This is a genomic window from Nocardioides pollutisoli, from assembly GCF_040045055.1.
GTDB classification, from domain to species: Bacteria; Actinomycetota; Actinomycetes; order Propionibacteriales; family Nocardioidaceae; genus Nocardioides; species Nocardioides tweenelious.
This window is the reverse complement of record NZ_JBDZDU010000001.1, coordinates 3,105,400-3,122,309: the sequence shown is the minus strand read 5'-3', so window position 1 is coordinate 3,122,309 and position 16,910 is coordinate 3,105,400. Positions and strand designations below refer to the sequence as shown.

General features: G+C 70.5%; 17 protein-coding genes and 1 pseudogene. 5 read left to right on the top strand and 13 right to left on the bottom strand.

The window, feature by feature from the left end; genetic code table 11:
• Positions 1–6: 6 nt before the first annotated feature.
• Positions 7–1,764, bottom strand: coding sequence for a sensor histidine kinase (locus ABLE68_RS15300; RefSeq protein WP_348872490.1), 1,758 nt, complete (start codon positions 1,762–1,764; stop codon positions 7–9).
• Positions 1,765–1,881: 117 nt separating this feature from the next.
• Between ABLE68_RS15300 and ABLE68_RS15295 the strand changes: the two genes are divergently transcribed.
• Both ABLE68_RS15295 and ABLE68_RS15290 read left to right on the top strand, forming a co-directional pair.
• Positions 1,882–2,115 carry a hypothetical protein gene (locus ABLE68_RS15295; RefSeq protein WP_348872489.1) on the top strand — a complete coding sequence of 78 codons (234 nt, stop codon included), beginning with the start codon at positions 1,882–1,884 and terminating at the stop codon, positions 2,113–2,115.
• A gap of 37 nt (positions 2,116–2,152) precedes the next feature.
• Positions 2,153–2,704 (top strand): TerD family protein, encoded by a 552-nt coding sequence (locus ABLE68_RS15290; RefSeq protein ID WP_348872488.1) that lies wholly within the window; start codon positions 2,153–2,155, stop codon positions 2,702–2,704.
• Here ABLE68_RS15290 and ABLE68_RS15285 read toward each other — a convergent pair whose 3' ends face one another.
• Genes ABLE68_RS15285 through ABLE68_RS15275 form a run of 3 tightly spaced genes read right to left on the bottom strand, consistent with a single transcriptional unit; the run spans position 2,705 to position 4,590 of the window.
• Positions 2,705–2,992 (bottom strand): DUF1330 domain-containing protein, encoded by a 288-nt coding sequence (locus ABLE68_RS15285; RefSeq protein ID WP_348872486.1) that lies wholly within the window; start codon positions 2,990–2,992, stop codon positions 2,705–2,707. It abuts the gene before it with no gap.
• 14 nt (positions 2,993–3,006) lie between these two features.
• A complete protein-coding gene (locus ABLE68_RS15280; RefSeq protein ID WP_348872484.1) occupies positions 3,007–3,990 on the bottom strand; it encodes an aldo/keto reductase in 984 nt (327 codons plus the stop codon).
• A 33-nt stretch (positions 3,991–4,023) separates the two neighbouring features.
• Positions 4,024–4,590 carry a GNAT family N-acetyltransferase gene (locus ABLE68_RS15275; RefSeq protein WP_348873290.1) on the bottom strand — a complete coding sequence of 189 codons (567 nt, stop codon included), beginning with the start codon at positions 4,588–4,590 and terminating at the stop codon, positions 4,024–4,026.
• A gap of 88 nt (positions 4,591–4,678) precedes the next feature.
• Between ABLE68_RS15275 and ABLE68_RS15270 the strand changes: the two genes are divergently transcribed.
• Positions 4,679–5,350 (top strand): GntR family transcriptional regulator, encoded by a 672-nt coding sequence (locus ABLE68_RS15270; RefSeq protein ID WP_348872483.1) that lies wholly within the window; start codon positions 4,679–4,681, stop codon positions 5,348–5,350.
• Here the strand turns inward: ABLE68_RS15270 and ABLE68_RS15265 are convergent.
• Positions 5,347–6,732: a serine hydrolase domain-containing protein gene (locus tag ABLE68_RS15265; RefSeq protein WP_348872481.1), complete on the bottom strand. Its 1,386-nt coding sequence runs from the start codon at positions 6,730–6,732 to the stop codon at positions 5,347–5,349. The two genes, ABLE68_RS15270 and ABLE68_RS15265, sit on opposite strands and share 4 nt — an antisense overlap.
• 77 nt (positions 6,733–6,809) lie before the next feature.
• Between ABLE68_RS15265 and ABLE68_RS15260 the strand changes: the two genes are divergently transcribed.
• Positions 6,810–7,415 carry a TetR family transcriptional regulator gene (locus tag ABLE68_RS15260; protein ID WP_348872480.1) on the top strand — a complete coding sequence of 202 codons (606 nt, stop codon included), beginning with the start codon at positions 6,810–6,812 and terminating at the stop codon, positions 7,413–7,415.
• Positions 7,416–7,421: 6 nt separating this feature from the next.
• On the opposite strand, the pseudogene ABLE68_RS15255 reads toward ABLE68_RS15260, so the two are convergent.
• A pseudogene (locus ABLE68_RS15255) lies at positions 7,422–8,620 on the bottom strand (CaiB/BaiF CoA transferase family protein).
• A 33-nt stretch (positions 8,621–8,653) separates the two neighbouring features.
• Here ABLE68_RS15255 and ABLE68_RS15250 point away from each other — a divergent pair.
• Entirely contained in the window at positions 8,654–9,550 is an 897-nt protein-coding gene (locus tag ABLE68_RS15250) for a hydroxymethylglutaryl-CoA lyase (protein WP_348872479.1), read from the top strand.
• A gap of 10 nt (positions 9,551–9,560) precedes the next feature.
• On the opposite strand, the gene ABLE68_RS15245 is transcribed toward ABLE68_RS15250, so the two are convergent.
• From ABLE68_RS15245 to ABLE68_RS15215, 7 genes are all read right to left on the bottom strand, one after another.
• A complete protein-coding gene (locus ABLE68_RS15245) occupies positions 9,561–10,880 on the bottom strand; it encodes a calcium-binding protein (protein ID WP_348872478.1) in 1,320 nt (439 codons plus the stop codon).
• Positions 10,874–12,079: a calcium-binding protein gene (locus ABLE68_RS15240; protein WP_348872477.1), complete on the bottom strand. Its 1,206-nt coding sequence runs from the start codon at positions 12,077–12,079 to the stop codon at positions 10,874–10,876. Before ABLE68_RS15240 ends, ABLE68_RS15245 begins: the two co-directional genes overlap by 7 nt.
• A 77-nt stretch (positions 12,080–12,156) precedes the next feature.
• Positions 12,157–13,185, bottom strand: a complete 1,029-nt coding sequence (ilvC, locus tag ABLE68_RS15235) for a ketol-acid reductoisomerase (protein ID WP_348872476.1) — start codon at positions 13,183–13,185, stop codon at positions 12,157–12,159.
• Between the two features lie 60 nt (positions 13,186–13,245).
• Complete coding sequence (gene ilvN, locus ABLE68_RS15230) at positions 13,246–13,803, bottom strand: acetolactate synthase small subunit (RefSeq protein ID WP_425475638.1); 558 nt, start codon at positions 13,801–13,803, stop codon at positions 13,246–13,248.
• Positions 13,800–15,566: an acetolactate synthase large subunit gene (locus tag ABLE68_RS15225; protein ID WP_425475637.1), complete on the bottom strand. Its 1,767-nt coding sequence runs from the start codon at positions 15,564–15,566 to the stop codon at positions 13,800–13,802. Before ABLE68_RS15225 ends, ilvN begins: the two co-directional genes overlap by 4 nt.
• Positions 15,567–15,808: 242 nt before the next feature.
• Positions 15,809–16,483: a 4a-hydroxytetrahydrobiopterin dehydratase gene (locus tag ABLE68_RS15220; protein WP_348872472.1), complete on the bottom strand. Its 675-nt coding sequence runs from the start codon at positions 16,481–16,483 to the stop codon at positions 15,809–15,811.
• Complete coding sequence (locus ABLE68_RS15215; RefSeq protein WP_348872471.1) at positions 16,480–16,896, bottom strand: VOC family protein; 417 nt, start codon at positions 16,894–16,896, stop codon at positions 16,480–16,482. The genes ABLE68_RS15220 and ABLE68_RS15215 overlap by 4 nt, the downstream gene beginning before the upstream one ends.
• Positions 16,897–16,910: the final 14 nt, after the last annotated feature.

The window sequence follows — 16,910 nt, the reverse complement described above, 5'->3', positions numbered from 1 at the left end:
CCCCGGTCAGACCGGCCAGGCGGGCAGGGTCACCGTGAACGTCGTACCGACCCCGAGAGCGGAGCGGATGTCGACCTTGCCCTCGTGGCGTTCGGCCACGGTCGCCACGATCCGCAGCCCGAGCCCGGTGCCGGGCTCGCGGAGGGCGTCGGGGTTGGTGGTGCGGAAGAAGGCCTTGAAGAGGCCCACCTGGTCGTCCTCGGAGATGCCGAGGCCGTCGTCGGCGACCTCCAGGACGACGGTCTCGGCGCGACGCTCGGCCGAGACGGTGACCGTGCCGCCGGTCTGGGTGTACTTCACGGCGTTGCTCACCAGGTTGCCGACCAGCCGGTCCAGCTCGGTCGGGTCACCTGGGACGACCAGGTCGTCGCCGAGGTCGACGCGCATCGTCAGACCCTTGGTCCGGGCGGTCGAGTCGACGAGGGCGAGCACGTCGCCGACGACGCGGCGTACGTCGACGGGCTTGCGCTCCAACGGGTGCTGGGGGTCGCTGACCCGGGCGAGCAGGAGCAGGTCCTCGACGACCTTGGTCATCCGCCGCGAGCCGCGCTCCATCGCCTCCTGGTAGCGCACCGCCAGCGGCTCGAGGTCGAGGCCGCCGAGCATCTCGAGGTTGCCGGCGATCACCGCGAGCGGGGTGCGCAGCTCGTGGGAGAGGGTCGCGATCAGCTGGCTGCGGTAGTCGTCGAGCTGCTGGAGCTCGCGCACCAGCTGGCGCTCCCGCTCGAGCGCCTGGGCGGTCTTGAGCGCTGCGCCGAGGTCGTGACCGATCTCGAGCGCGGAGCGGATCTCGACCGGCGACCAGGGCGGGTGCTCCTCGAAGCGCGAGAGCGCCAGGAACCCGACGCACTCGGTACCGGCACCGAGCGCCACGGCAAGCGCCGACGTCACGCCCATGTCAGCGAGCTCGCGGTGGACCTCCTCCGGCACCTCGGGCGATTCCCCCACCGTGACGATGAGGGCCTCCTGCGCCGCCCAGAGCGCTGGCGCGAGCTCGTGCGCGACCTGGATCAGGTCGTCGGACAGGTCGAGCATGTCGCCGCTGCCCTTGCGGGCGTAGCCGACGCCGACCGGGTCGAGCACCTGGATCCACGAGCCGCCGGCACCGAACCCCTTCACCAGCGGGACGTGGGTGTGCTGGAGGACGGCCTGCAGGGAGGCGTGGGCGGGCATCGACGCGGAGCGGATGAGCTGACGGGCGGACTCGGCGTACGCGACCTGCTGCACCAGCGCCTCGCGCTCGAACGCCGTGAGCACGGCCCGTTCGGCCTGGGCGGCGAACTTCTCCATCAGGCTGCGCTGCGCAGCGTCGGGACGACGACCGGACACCGGCCGGTCGACCGACAGGACACCCACCATCTGGCCGTCGTCGTCGGAGAGCACGCCGAGCAGGACGTTGGCGGGGTGCCAGGACTCGGGGTCGTCGTCCCGCTCGCGCGGGAACATCACCCAGTGGCCCTCGAGCTCGACCTGGTGGACATCGGCGTCGAGGAACTTGAAGCGCCCCCAGCTCTCGGCCTTCTCCAGGATCGGGTCGAGGATCTCGATCGGGTCGACGGCGTTCATCAGGTAGTCGCGGTGCTCCTCCGGACCGGTGTAAGCCACGGTCACGACGTCGCCGTCGAGGACGACCGAGAGCGTGGCGATCTCGAAGCCGACCAGCTCGGCCACCGACTCCACCATCAGCTGGAGGACGGCCCGGGCAGAGGAGTCTGACCAGCCCGTGTGGTCGGAGCCGCTCGGTCCTGCATCGTCGAACGCCACGGGAGGAACCTATCTGCCGTGCGGGCCGCCACCCGGTTGAACCGCAGAACCGGCCGGGCGCCGACCTCGTGACTGCGGTGTCGGCGGCGACGCATAGGGTCGTCGCGTGAAGCGACGATGAGCAAGATGGACGCCCTGCGGGCGATGCGCGAGGCCCGCTACGCCGAGGCGCAGGCGAGCAAGCCGAAGGCTGCGACCGGCAAGCCGACGATGCCCGCGAAGGCGCCGGTGGCTCCTGCCGCCAAGACGACCGCAGGAGCCGACGACGGCCTCTGCGGCCACCGGTCGATGAACGGTCGCACCTGCACGCGCGAGCACGGCCACGCGGCCAAGAACCACCGCTACAGCTGACCGGCCTCTCGACCGGCACCGAGATAGGTTCGGGCGCATGATCGAGCTGACCAAGGGCCAGGAGCTCCCCCTCACCACCGTCGGCCGGGTGCGGATGGCGGTCGGGTGGGACAAGGAGCGCAACGCCGGGTTCCTCGGCACGGGCAACCCCGAGGTCGACCTGGACGCCACGGCGGTGCAGTTCACCGGCCGGACGGCGTTCGACTTCGCGTTCTACAACAACCTCGCCACGCGCGACGGCTCGGTCGTCCACCAGGGCGACAACAAGACCGGCTCCGGTGAGGGCGACGACGAGGTCATCGCCGTCGACCTGGCCAAGGTCTACGCGAAGGTCGACACGATCGTCTTCCTGGTCAGCAGCTACCAGGGCCACAGCCTGGAGTGGGTCAACAAGGCTTACTGCCGCCTGGTCGACGACCAGGACGTCGAGCTCGCGCGGCTGACCCTGACGGCGGGAGTCCCCGAGACCGGCGCCGTGATGGCGAAGCTCGTCCGGACCGGCGACGGCTGGACGCTGCGCGCGATCGGCGAGGGCATCGCGGTGACGGTCCCGACCAAGTCCGTCGACGCGCTGCTGCCCTACGTCTGATCAGACCCCCGGGACGATCCGCAGGTCGCGGACCGCGCCGCCGTCGAGCGCGGCCAGGGCCTCCTGGTACGCCGGGCTGTCGTGCGCGGCCGTCGCCGCGTCCACCGAGTCGAACTCGATGACGACGGTGCGCGTCAGCTCGCCCGCTTCGTACGCCGCCGCGGCAACGCCGCGCGCGATGAAGGTGCCGCCGGCGTCGACGAGCGCCGGCCCGGCCAGCTCGGCGTACGCCTGCAGCTTGGCCTCGTCGGAGATCTCCTGGTAGATGCTGATCCAGTAGGCGGTCATGGACCCATCCTGGACTAGCGGTTGATCATCCGCGCCATGGCCTCGGGATAGCGCTCGCCGACGATCTTGACCGCGGTCGACGCCGTGTCCAGCTCGGCCAGGTCCTCCGCGGTCAGCTCGACGTCGGCGGCGCCGAGGTTCTCGTCGAGGCGCGAGATCCTGCGGGTGCCGGGGATCGGCACGATCGACGGCCCCTGCGCGAGCAGCCAGGCCAGCGCGACCTGACCGACGCTGGCGCCCTTGCGCTCGGCGACCGCGCGCACGTGGTCGACCAGCGCGAGGTTGGCCTCGCGCGCCTCGACGGTGAAGCGCGGCAGCGTCGAGCGGATGTCGCCGTCGGAGAACTCGGTCGACGCGTCGACGGTGCCGGTCAGGAAGCCCCGGCCCAGCGGGCTGAACGGCACGAAGCCGATGCCGAGCTCGTCGAGGGTGTCGAGGATGGCGCCCTCGGGCTCGCGCCAGAAGAGGGAGTACTCGCTCTGCAGCGCGGTCACCGGCTGCACGGCGTGGGCGCGGCGGATCACGTCGACGCCCGCCTCCGAGAGTCCGAAGTGGCGGACCTTGCCCTCCTCGATCAGCTCCTTGAGCGTGCCGGCGACGTCCTCGATCGGCACGTCCGGGTCGACGCGGTGCTGGTAGTAGAGGTCGACGTGGTCGGTGCGCAGCCGCCGCAACGAGCCCTCGAGCGCCTCGCGGATGTGCTCGGGCCGGCTGTCGAGCTTGCGGTCGCTGTCGTCGAGGGAGAAGCCGAACTTGGTCGCGATCACGACCTGGTCGCGGAGCGGCTCGAGCGCCTCGCCGACGACCTCCTCGTTGTCGTAGGGGCCGTAGACCTCGGCGGTGTCGAAGAACGTCACGCCGTGCTCGACGGACTCGCGGAGGAAGTCGACCATCAGCGGACGGTCCGGCGACGGTCCGAACGACTGGCTGATCCCCATGCAGCCGAGCCCGATCGCCGAGACCTCGAGTCCGCTCTTGCCCAGTGTCCGTGTGTCCATGTCCCGATCCTGCCTCGCCGGTGGTTGCCGGCCTCAGCTGAGCACGCGCGACCGCTGGGTCGACTCCCACTCCCGGCGCAGCAGTCCGTAGACCCAGGAGTCGGACACGTCGCCGTTGACCACGCAGTCCTCACGCATCGTGCCCTCCCGGACGAACCCGAGCTTCTCCAGCACCCGCGCCGAAGCCAGGTTGCGGGTGTCGACCTCGGCCTGCACGCGGTTGAGGTCGAGAGCGCCGTACGCCCAGGCGAGCAAGGCGGTCTCCGCCTCGGTCGCGTAGCCGTTGCCCCACGCCGCCTCGGTGAGGACGTAGCCCGTCCCCGCGCTGCGGAAGGCGGGGTTCCACCGACTCAGGGTGCACCAGCCGAGGAACGACCCGTCGGACGCGCGGTCGATGGCCAGCCGGACCCCGCTGCCCTCCTCGGCCAGCCGTTCGCAGGTCGCGAGGAACCGGTCGGCCTGCGCGCGCTCGGTCCACGGCGGCGAGTCCCAGTAGCGCAGCACCCGGGCGTTGCTGTGCAACGCGAAGAGCGCGTCGACGTCCCCGTCACCGAAGGGGCGCAGCCTCAGTCGGTGGGTGTGCAGCGTGGGAGTCGGCATGGACACGTCGGCCATCCTGCCTCGTCGTCGGGCCGGGAGTCGCCAGATATATATGATCGCTTCTCCACCGAGGAGAGAGACGACATCGATGGCTCGACAGCCGCTCGCCGGGGTCGGGGCACGTCCGATCGCGCACCTCTCGCTCGTCGACCGCGTGACCGACGAGCTCCACCGAGCGATCCTCCACGGTGACATCGCGCCCGGCGCCACGGTGTCGATCGTCGAGCTGTGCGAGCGGTTCGACGTGAGCCACATCCCGGTGCGGGAGGCGCTGCGTCGCCTCGAGAGCGAGGGGCTGATCAGCCTACGCCCGAGCCGGTCTGCGGTCGTCGCCTCGCTGAGTGTCGAGGACCTGACGGACATCTACCGGCTGCGGAAGCTCGTCGAGGGCGACCTGGTCGTCCGCGCCGTGGCGGAGCTGGGACCCGGCCAGCTCGCCCGCGCCGAGGACGAGCTCGCAGTACCGGCCGTCGCCGACCACGCCTTCCACACCGTGATGCTCGAGAACGTGCTCGGCCCGACCGACCGACGGATCCTCGACGTGCTGTGGCGCGCGGCCGACCGCTACTTCCACATCCTGATCGCGGACCTCGCGAGGACCCGCGCGGACCGCGTCGAGGCGCACCGACACCTGCTCGACCTTGCTCGGGCGGGCCAGGCCGAGGAGCTGCGCGACGCCTGGGTCTCCCACCTCGAGAGCGACGAGGCGCGCCTGCGCGCCGCCCTGAGCCAGCGGACGACCGTCGAGGAGACCAGCTAGACCCGCTTGTGGGCCCGACCGCCGAAGTGGAGGTACGTCGGGGCTCCGGACTCGTCGTCGGGGTTGAAGAAGACCGCCAGCAGCGCGGCGTCGGCGATCGGCAGCTCCAGCAGGAACGAGTCGTCGCGCTCGACGGCGACCAGCGGAAGGTCGTTCATCGGCGGCATGTCCTGCATTTCCTCGCGCGTGATGGCGAAGCTCGCGACCAGGGAGCCGTCCTCGGCCCCCGCGACCTCGAGGGACACGCCCTCGCGGGAGTAGGTGCCGACGTACCGGCTCGCGTCGGCGACGACCTGCGAGTCGAGCGGCGCCGGGTCCTGTCGCAGCGTCACGCCGAGCCGGTCCTCGAACAGCCAGTCCGCGAGCTCGCGGTACATCAGCATCGCGCTCTCGACGTTCGTCTGCAGGCAGAAGCCGAAGCCCTGCTCGGGCGCGACCCGCATGAACGCGTTCTGCCCGATCGAGTTGCCGTCGTGGCCGATGACCTTGACCTCGCCGAAGTGGTCGAGGATCCAGCCCAGGCCCCACGACTCCCCCAGCACGGTGTCGTCGACGAGGTCGATCTGCGGCTCCTGCGCCGCGGCCACGATGTCGGTCGAGAGCAGGCGGGTGCCGTCAGCGGCGACGCCGCCGTCGAGGTGCAGCTTCACGAACCGCAAGACGTCGCCGGCACTGGCGACGACAGCCGCTCCCATCGGACCGCACGAGCGGTAGAGACCCCACTGCGGGCTGACCATCAGCGACTGCGGGTCCTCCGGGTTCGGCACGTGGCCGACGGAGTTCGGGTGCACGATGACCTCCTCGGCGAAGGCCACCGTGCTCTGCAGGCCCAGCGGCTCGAACAGCCGCTCGCGCAGGGCGGTCTCGAAGACCGTGCCGCTGACGACCTCGACGAGCCGGCCGAGGATCGAGAAGCCGCTGTTGCTGTAGCTCCAGATCGAGCCGGGCGGGGCGATCTGCGGCAGGTCGCGGATCTCGTCCAGGTAGCGCGGCAGCGCGTCGTCGCCGCGGCCGGTGTCGATGAAGACGTCGCCGTCGAAGCCGCTGGTGTGGCGCAGCAGGTCGCGGACGGTGACGGTGTCGCGGGCGTGGGCGTCGCGGACCTCGAAGTCGGGGAGGTAGGTCTTCACCGGCTGGTCGAGGTCGATCTTGCCCTCGTCCGCGAGCATCAGCACCAGCGTGGCGGTGTAGACCTTGCCGATCGAGCCCGGCAGGAAGAGCGCGTCCGTCGTCACCGGGCTGCCGGTGCGGATGCTCAGCACACCGGCCGCGACCTCGGTGATCGTGTCCCCGTCGAGCACAGCGAGCTGCGCTCCCGGGACGTGGTGCTTGTCGATGAGCTCCGCGAGCTTCTTCTCGAGCTCGACCTGGGTGTGCGACACGGGTCCTCCTTCGGCGTACCTACAGTGTAGGTGAGTGTTAACCTACAGCGTAGGTTTGTCAAGGAGGTGGAGGGACGATGGCGGGACTGACGCGCGAGCGGATCCTCGAGACCGCGGTGCGGCTGGCCGACCGCGACGGCCCGGACGCCGTCACGCTGCGCAAGATCGCGGCCGAGCTCGGCGTCCACGTGACCTCGCTCTACAACCACGTCCCCACCCGCGACGCGGTCACCGACGGGATCGTCGAGCTGCTGCTCGACGAGGCCAAGCTGCCGATCACCGCGGTCGCGTGGGACGACTGGATCCGCCAGTTCGTCGACGGCGTGACCGGCATCGCGGCAACCCACCCGGGCGCGTTCCACGCCCTGCAGCAGGGGCCGGTCCAGGGTGCGCGCGCCACGGCGTCCTTCGAGGTCGCGATGACGGCGCTGACGGAGGCGGGCTTCAGCGCGACCGACGCGTTCGCCGCGATCAAGGCGGCGTCGTACCTCGCGCTGATGATCGGGATGGAGCGCAGCATGGTCGCGCGGGGCGAGGTGCTCGAGACCCACCTCGAGGAGCTGCCGGAGGAGTCGTTCCCGCTGGTGCGGTCGATCGCGGCGAACGTCGGCGACTACGAGTACGTCTGGGCGTTCGGGGTCGACACCCTGATCGCCGGGCTCCGGAGCAAGCTGGGCTCCTGACGGGCCTCAGATGGTCCCTGCGGCGGCGAGCTCGGCCCGGCGGGCGTCGTCGAGACCGAGCAGGTCGCCGTACACCTCGTCGTTGTGCTGGCCGAGGTCGGGACCGGTCCAGCGGATGCTGCCCGGAGTCGCGGACAGCTTGGGGACGACGTTCTGCATCTTCAGGGTGCCGAAGGTCTGGTCGGGGACCTCGACGATCGAGTCGCGCGCCTGGAACTGCGGGTCCTCGAGCATGTCGGCGGCCCGGTAGATCCGGCCGGCCGGCACCCCGCCCGTGTCCATCAGGTCCAGGAGGTCCTCGGCGACGAGGGTGGCGGTCCACGCGGAGATCAGCTCGTCGAGGTGCGCCTGGTCGTTGCCGCGGCCGACGTGGGTGGAGTACGGGTGGCCGGGCTCGGACCACTCCGGGTGGCCCATCATCGTGAACAGGCGCGACGAGACGGAGTCCTGGTTGGCCGCGATCAGGATCAGCTGGCCGTCCTTGGTCGGGTAGACGTTGCTGGGCGCGACGTTGGGCAGGATCGCTCCGGTGCGCTCGCGCTGGTAGCCGGCCTGGTCCCACTCGGTCACGAGCGACTCCATCATCGCCAGCACCGACTCGTAGATCGAGGCGTCCACGACCTGGCCCTCCCCCGTGCGGTTGCGGTGCTGCAGGGCCGAGAGGGCACCCACGGTGGCGTGCATCGCGGCGAGCGAGTCGCCGATCGAGATGCCGGCGCGCGAGGGCTGGCGGTCGGGGTCGCCCAGGATGTAGCGCAGGCCGCCCATCGCCTCGCCGATCGAGCCGTAGCCGGCGCGCGAGGCGTACGGCCCGGTCTGGCCGAAGCCGGTCACGCGGACCAGGATGATGCCGGGATTGACCTCGCGCAGGCGCTCGTAGGAGAGGTTCCACCTCTCGAAGGTGCCGGCGCGGAAGTTCTCCACGACGATGTCCGACTTCGCGACCAGCTGGAGGAACAGCTCCTGGCCAGCCTCCTGCCGGAGGTCGAGGGTGGCGGAGCGCTTGTTGCGGCCGACGACCGGCCACCAGAGCGACGCACCGTCGGTGCGTCCCACTGTCGCATCGGGTCACCCGCGCCGGGCGCCTCGACCTTGATCACGTCTGCGCCCTGGTCGGCCATCAGCGTGCCGGCGAAGGGTCCGGCGAGCAGCTGGCCGGCCTCGATGACGCGTACGCCGGCCAAGGGTCCCGTGCTGGCGGTCATGCGGCGGATCGTACGTCGGATAGGTTTTCAGGCGTGACCGACGTCGAGATCGTCGAGGTGTCCCCTCGTGACGGGTTGCAGAACGAGTCGCGGCTGGTGTCGACCGCCGACAAGGTGACGCTCGTACGCCGAGCGCTCGACGCCGGCGCGCGCCGGGTCGAGGTGACCGCGTTCGCCCACCCCGAGCGGGTCCCCCAGATGGCCGATGCCGAGGCGGTGATGGCCGAGGTGCGCGACGACCCGCGGCTCACCTCGATCGGGCTGGTGCTCAACCGGCGCGGTCTCGACCGCGCGATCGCGGCCGGCTGCGACGAGGTCACCGTCGTGGTCGTGGTGTCCGACGGGCTGGCGCTCAAGAACCAGGGTGTCGACACCGCCGCCCAGGTCGCTGCCTGGCAGGCGATGGCGGCGGATGCACGGGCTGCCGGACTCGCGACGACGGTGATCCTGGCCGCGTCGTTCGGCTGCCCCTTCGACGGCGAGGTGCCGACGTCGCGGGTGCTCGAGGTCGCGCGCGCGGTGCTCGAGTCGCCGCCGGACGAGCTGGCGATCGCCGACACCATCGGGGTCGGCGTACCTGCTCAGGTGCGGTCGATCGTCGCTGGTCTGCGCGAGCTCGACCCCGACATCCCGCTGCGCGCCCACTTCCACAACACGCGGAACACGGGCTACGCCAACGCGATCGCGGCGATCGAGGCGGGCGTGAGCGTGCTCGACGCGTCCGCCGGCGGCATCGGCGGCTGCCCCTTCGCACCCGGCGCCACCGGCAACATCGCCACCGAGGACCTCGCCTACCTGCTGAACCGCTCCGGGATCGACCACGGCATCGACCTCAAGGCCATGGCCGCCACCGGCACCTGGATCAGCGACCTGGTCGGCTATCCCCAGGCCCCGGCCATGCTCGGTCGCGCCGGCAGCTTCCCGTCGTGACGGTCAGCGATCAGCAGGAGCGGAGCACCTCTCCCTCGCAGCGGTCGGCACCAGATCCGCCGTCGACCCGGTCACGCCCGGCGTCGCCGATGAGTCGGTCGGCACCCGCTCGACCGCTGAGCACGTCGTCGCCAGCACGCCCCTGCAACTGGTTGGAGCGCGCGTCGCCGCGCAGCGTGTCGTCGTGCTTCGTGCCGTCGACGTCCTCGATCGCGCGGACCAGCATGCGCGCGCTCGTGTAGGTCGCCCGACCCGCGCGGAGGTCGACCGACACGCCCGTGCTGGTCCGGAAGAACGAGAGCAGGTCGCGACCGGTGCCGCCGTCGACGTCGGTCCGACATGCTGCGGCCCGACACACCGCGGCCCACCCGGTGCCGTCGTACTCGAGACGGATCTGGTCGTCGCCGGCATCGCCGCGAGCATCGACGACGTCCTGTGACTGAGCCTGGTGGCGAGTCACTCTCAGGCTGTCGTCCCCCGCGCCCCCGCTCGCCGTACCCGCGCCCTCGAGGGAGAGGCGGTCGTCTCCCTCGCCGCCGGAGAGGGTTCCGGCGTCGAGGTACAGGCGGTCGTCACCAGCACCCCCGTCGACGGTGCCTCGTTGGACCTGCAGGGTGTCGTTGCCGCCACCACCTTCGACGACATCCTCGCCGCCACCCGAGTAGAACTCCTCATCGCGCTCGGAGCCGATGAAGTGGTCCGGACCGGGGGTTCCGACGAAGCGGTCGGCACCGCTGAAGGTGTCATGGCCCTCGCCGTCGGCGACGCCGGCCGCCACGTCGATGCGGACGCCGGCCGTGCCGCCGAAGATCACGGTGGTGCTGCCCGCGCCGACGATGGCATCGTCGCCAGGGCCAGGAAACACGCTGGCCGAGACCGAGTCGACGACGATCTCGTCGTCGCCCTCGCCACCGTCCGCGACAGGCGAGCTCCCAGCCCTCTCGCCCGCCGAGGCCGGGCCGAGCCGCAGCACGTCGTCACCGGCCTCGCCGTACAGCGTGGTCCGCTCGCCCAGCTGAGCACCGCCGGGCTGGGTCATGAGTGAGTCGTTCCCCTCGCCACCATGGACGACGACCTGGTAGCCGGGCCCGGTGCAGATCACGTCATCGCCGCCGAGGCCGTTGATCGTGAGCCGGACCCGTCCGACGCCGTCGATCACGTCGGGGCCCTCCGTGCCGTTGACGGTCGTGCCGCTCGAGGTCGCCTCGATGGTGACCAGCTTGCCCTGGCAGTAGCGGGTCGCCGCGCCGGCCGGCGCAGCGATCACACCGCCGGACGCGACCAGCATCCCGGCGGCGGCGATGACCGCCGTCACCCCGCGGCTCAGCACGACGACCTCAGTTCCGCGGTGCAGCGGTCCCGGCCCGGACCCCCGGAGGCTCGGTCACGACCACTTCCGCCGATGAGCCGGTCCGCACCACTGCGGCCGACGAGGACGTCGTCGCCGTCGTTTCCCTCGAGCCGGTTGGCGTGCCGATCGCCGCGGATCACGTCCGCGTGGCGGCTGCCGGTGACGTTCTCGATCGCTGCGATGCTCGACCGGCCGCTGTAGACGCGGGCCTCGCCGGCGCCGAGGTCGACCACGGCGCGCCGGGCCTCTCCGAGCTCGAGGACGTCGCTGCCGGAGCCGCCGTCCAACGTTCCTCGTGCGCACAGGCCCGGACAGCCGCCGGCCCTGTGTTCGGCGCGGGCGAACGGCATCACCAGCGTGTCGTTCCCCGGACCACCGTCCAGCCGGACCGGGCCGAACTCGTACGGGTAGTCGTCGTCCAAGTACGCGTCCAGGCGGTCACGGCCGGGGCCACCGAGCGCGGTCCCGGACTGGCTCACACCGAGCGAGTCGTCGCCCTCGCCGCCTGAGATGGTGCCGCCGAAGACGGCCCCGGTGTCGTCGCCTGGACCGAGGTCCACCGTCGCCTGCGCGGCCTGCACGTAGTCGTTGCCCGCTCCGGCCGCGACCTGGTCGCCGCCGGGGTTGCCGATCTCGCCGATGTATCTGTCGTCGCCCGGCGAACCTCGGAAGATGTCGGCCTGATCGCTCCCGGTGACCTGATGGATCCCGACGACCGTGTCGGTCCCGCCGGCGTGGACGACAGTGCCGGCTGCGAGGTCGATCGTCACGCCGACCTCCGACGTCTCGTAGGAGATCTGGGTCGCGGGCCCCCCGATCAACCGGTCGTCGCCCGTGTCGCCGCCGAGGAGGACCGTCTCGAGGTCGTCCCTCACCTGGTGGTCGACCTGCTGGTCCTCGAGGGTGTCGTCGCCAGGGCCGCCGTCGAGGACGGCCTGATGTCCGGCTGTCGCGCAGATGACGTCGTCACCGCCCCGGCCGTTGACGTGGACCTGGTTGAACGCACCGACGACGATGACGTCGGCGTCCTCGCTGCCCTGGAGATCCTCGGCGTCGGCTGTGGCGACGATGGTCGCAGTCCGTCCCTGGCACGTGGGGGCCGCGGCGTACGCCGGCGCGCTCGACAAGCCCGCTCCGATGAGCGTGATCACGCCGACTGTCCCGAGAAGTCGTCTCATACCGCTGGCACTGTACGTGACGAAAATGGGCCGAGTCGGCGCAGTGTCATCTGACACTGCGCCGACTCGGCGTTGGTTCAGCGGGTGGCGGTGCCCTCGGTGTAGTCCGAGTCGTGGCTCTTCACCCAGGCCATCAGCTTGCGGAGCTCGCGACCGGTCTGCTCGATCGGGTGGGACTCACCCTTCTTGCGGAACTCGGTGAACTCCGGCGAGCCGTTGTCCATGTCGGTGATGAAGCGCTCGGCGAACGTGCCGTTCTTGATGTCGGCGAGCACGTCCTCCATGTTCTTCTTCACGTCGGGCGTGATGACCCGCGGGCCGGAGACGTAGTCACCGAACTCGGCGGTGTCGGAGACCGACCAGCGCTGCTTGGCGATGCCGCCCTCGTACATGAGGTCGACGATCAGCTTGAGCTCGTGGAGGCACTCGAAGTAGGCGACCTCGGGCTGGTAGCCCGCCTCGGTGAGGACCTCGAAGCCGTACATGACGAGCTGCGAGGCGCCACCGCAGAGGACGGCCTGCTCGCCGAACAGGTCGGTCTCGGTCTCCTCGGTGAAGGTGGTCTTGATGCCGCCGGCGCGCAGGCCGCCGATCGCCTTGGCGTAGGAGAGAGCCAGCGGCCAGGCGTTGCCGGACGCGTCCTTCTCGACGGCCACGAGGACCGGGACGCCGCGACCGTCGACGTACTCGCGGCGGACCAGGTGGCCGGGGCCCTTGGGGGCGACCATGAACACGTCGACGCCGTCGGGCGGGGTGATGTAGCCGAAGCGGATGTTGAAGCCGTGGCCGAAGACGAGGGTGTCGCCCTCGGTGAGCTGCGGCGCGATCTCCTCGGCGTACAGCTTCCGCTGGTGCTGGTCGGGAGCGAGGATGACGATGACGTCGGCCTCCTCCGCGGCCTCGGCCGGGGTGAGGACGCGCAGGCCCTCCGCCTCCGCCTTCGCGCGGCTCTTCGAGCCCGGCTGCAGGCCGATCCGGACGTCGACGCCCGAGTCACGCAGGGACAGCGCGTGGGCGTGGCCCTGGCTGCCGTAACCGATGACCGCGACGTTCTTGCCCTGGATCAGGGACAGGTCGGCGTCGTCGTCGTAGAACATCTCAGCCACTGGGGCTTCTCCTTCTGTTGTGGTGCTACTTGGCTTCGAGACAGGCGCAGAACGCCTTCCTCAACCACCGATTGCTGGCGGGGCGGGAATGGTGACCGGGCGCAGGTTGCGCTCGGAGATGGAACGGGAGCCGCGACCGATCGCGACCATGCCGGACTGCACGAGCTCACGGATGCCGAACGGCTCCAGGACGCGCATCAGGTCGGCGAGCTTGTCGGCGTTGCCGACCGCCTGGATCGTGACCGCGTCGGGTGCGATGTCGACGACCTTGGCGCGGAAGAGCTGAACGGCGTCGAGGACCTGACCGCGCGACTCCGCGTCGGCCTTGACCTTGACCAGGATCAGCTCGCGGTTGACCGAGGCGCCGCCGTCGAGCTCGACGATCTTGATCACCTCGACCAGCTTGTTGAGCTGCTTGGTGACCTGCTCGAGCGGCGAGTCCTCGACGTTGACCACGATCGTCATCCGCGAGACCTCGGGGTGCTCGGTCGGGCCGACCGCCAGCGAGTCGATGTTGAACCCGCGCCGGCTGAACAGGCCCGCGATGCGAGCGAGCACGCCGGGCTTGTTCTCGACCAGGACCGACAGCGTGTGCTTGGTGATGGGAAGAGCGGTCACGGTCGCACCTCGATGTCGGCGTCGTCCTCGAAGTTGGGCGCGAGGTCGCGGGCGTACTTGATGTCGTCATTGCTCGTGCCGGCGGCGACCATCGGCCACACCATGGCGTCGCGGTGGACCCGGAAGTCGACGACCACCGGGACGTCGTTGATCTCCATGGCCTTGGTGATGGTGGCGTCGACGTCGGCGGGGTTGTCGCAGGACAGACCCACGCAGCCGTAGGCGTCGGCCAGCTTCACGAAGTCGGGGATCCGGCGGGCGGGTCCCGTGTGCAGGTCGGTGTTGGAGTAGCGCTCGTTGTAGAAGAGCGTCTGCCACTGGCGGACCATGCCGAGCGACTCGTTGTTGATGATCGCGACCTTGATCGGGATGTCGTTGATCGTACAGGTGGCGAGCTCCTGGTTGGTCATCTGGAAGCAGCCGTCACCGTCGATCGCCCAGACGGTCGAGTCCGGCATGCCGACCTTCGCGCCCATCGCGGCGGGCACGGAGTAGCCCATGGTGCCGAGGCCACCCGAGTTGAGCCAGGTGTTGGGGTGCTCGTAGCCGATGAACTGCGCGGCCCACATCTGGTGCTGGCCGACGCCCGCGGTGAAGATCGTGTCCGGCCCGGCGATCGCGCCGAGACGCTCGAGGACGTACTGCGGAGCGAGGCCGCCGTCGGCGGGGGCGTCGTACCCGAGGGCGTACTTCTTCTTCACGCCCGCCAGGAACTCGACCCAGGCCTCGTAGTCGCCGGTGTTGCCGGCGTCGGCCTCCGCCTTGAGCGCGACGATCAGGTCGCTGATGACCTCGCGGCAGTCGCCGACGATCGGGACGTCGGTGTAGCGGTTCTTGCCGATCTCGGCCGGGTCGATGTCGGCATGGATGACCTTCGCGCCCGGCGCGAACGAGTCGAGGTTGCCGGTCACCCGGTCGTCGAAGCGCGCACCGAGGCTGATGATCAGGTCGCTGCGCTGCAGGCCGGCCACCGCGGCCACGGTGCCGTGCATGCCGGGCATGCCGAGGTGCTGCGCGTGGCTGTCGGGGAACGCGCCCCGGGCCATCAGCGTGGTGACGACCGGCATGCCGGTGAGCTCCGCGAGCACGCGCAGCTCCTGGGACGCCCGCGCGCGGATGGTGCCGCCGCCGACGTACAGGACCGGACGACGGGCCTCGAGGATGAGCTTGGCCGCCTCGCGGATCTGCTTGGAGTGCGGCCGCGTCACCGGGCGGTAGCCGGGCAGGTTGAGCTCGGTGGGCCACTGGTAGTCGGTCATCGCCTGGAGCGCCGACTTCGCGACGTCGACGAGCACCGGGCCCGGACGACCGGTCGAGGCGATGTGGAAGGCCTCGGCGACGGTGCGCGGGATCTCGGCGGGGTCGGTCACCAGGAAGTTGTGCTTGGTGATCGGCATCGTGATGCCGCGGATGTCCGCCTCCTGGAAGGCGTCGGTGCCGATCTGCGCGGCGCCGACCTGACCCGTGATCGCGACGAGCGGGACGGAGTCCATGTGGGCGTCGGCGATCGGGGTGACCAGGTTGGTCGCACCCGGACCGGACGTCGCCATGCAGACGCCGACCCGACCGGTGGCGGCGGCGTACCCCTGGGCGGCGTGGCCGGCGCCCTGCTCGTGGCGTACGAGGATGTGGCGGATCGAGGAGTCCATCAACGGGTCGTACGCCGGAAGGATCGCGCCGCCCGGGATCCCGAAGATGTGCTCGGTGCCGGCTGCCTCCAGCGATCTGATCAGGCTCTGTGCGCCTGTCATCTGCTCGCTCATGCTCATCCTGTTCTCGGTGTCCTCGTCGAAGGTAGCCGTCGTTCCTCCGGCTGCCTTCTCCCAACAAAAAACCCCTCGGGCCCGGTGGGCAACGAGGGGTGACGTGCGTGCTGGAGTCTGTCGACTCAGCTCACACGTCGCGTGCGTACAAGAAGGCCCTGGTGCATGGCACCACGGTAGCCGCACGCTCGCGCGCCCGTCATCTCAGTGTGACAGGCGTCCCAGCATGCGGGACGGCAGTCTCAGTCTTCGGTTGGCTCGCGGCCGTCGGCCGTGCACACGCAGACCTTGTTGCCGTGGGCGTCGGCGAGCACCCAGAACGCCGGGACGGCGTCCTCGCTCACGAGCGTCCCGCCCGCGGCGACGGCTGCCTGGACCCGCTCCTCGGCGACGTCTCGCGGCACCACGATGTCGAGGTGGAAGCGCTGCTGCACCTCCCCTGTCGCGCCGGGGGCCTCCTGGAACCACAGCGTGTTGTTGCGCCCGCCCGGGTCCATGACCTCCGGCCACTCGCCGTGGTCGTCGTAGCCGAGCACCGCCGCCCAGAACGGCTGCACCTCGGCCGCGTCGGGCACGTCCAGCGCCAGCTCGAGGGTGGAGACGTCGCGGGGAGCGGACTCGATGCCGAGCTCCTTCGCGATCTCGGAGATCCGGCGAGCGAGGTCGATGTCGCGACTGGTGACGCCGTCGACGTCGTGGCTGTGGAGGTCGATGTCGACGTGGGGGTAGGTCAGCGTGACGTCCGGGTGGTGGTTGGCCTCCTCGGCCGCCTCGGTCACCCGGGTGACCAGCTCGAGACCCTTCACGAAGCTGCCCGTCGCGAAGCGGCCGTGCAGCCGCATCAGGAAGAACCGCCAGTCGTCGAGCCCCTCCGCGACGACGGCGGGGTAGCGAAGTCGTTCCTTGGGATCACTCATGGGAGCACCACCTGTCCGATCGGTCCTGGGTTGTAGGCGATCTCCCAGCGGTAGCCGTCGGGATCGCCGAAGTAGCCGGTGTAGCCGCCCCAGTCGCGCTCGACCGCCTCCTGCACGGGATCGGCGCCGGCGGACCGGGCGGTCTCGAGGACGGTGTCGACCTCCTCGCGACGCGCCACGTTGTGGGCGAGGGTGATCGGCGCAACGCCGGAACCCCGGTTGATCGAGCCGACCTCGGCCTCGAACTCGTGGTCGATCCACAGCGAGAGCACGACGTGTTCGCCCACCTGGATCATCAGCACCTCGCCGGGGACGTCCATGGAGGCCTCCCAGCCGAGGCCGTCGACGTAGAAGGCACGCGTGGCGTCGAGGTCTCTCACCGCCAGGCTCACGAAGCTGATCCGCTGGTCCATCGCTCCACCTTGGC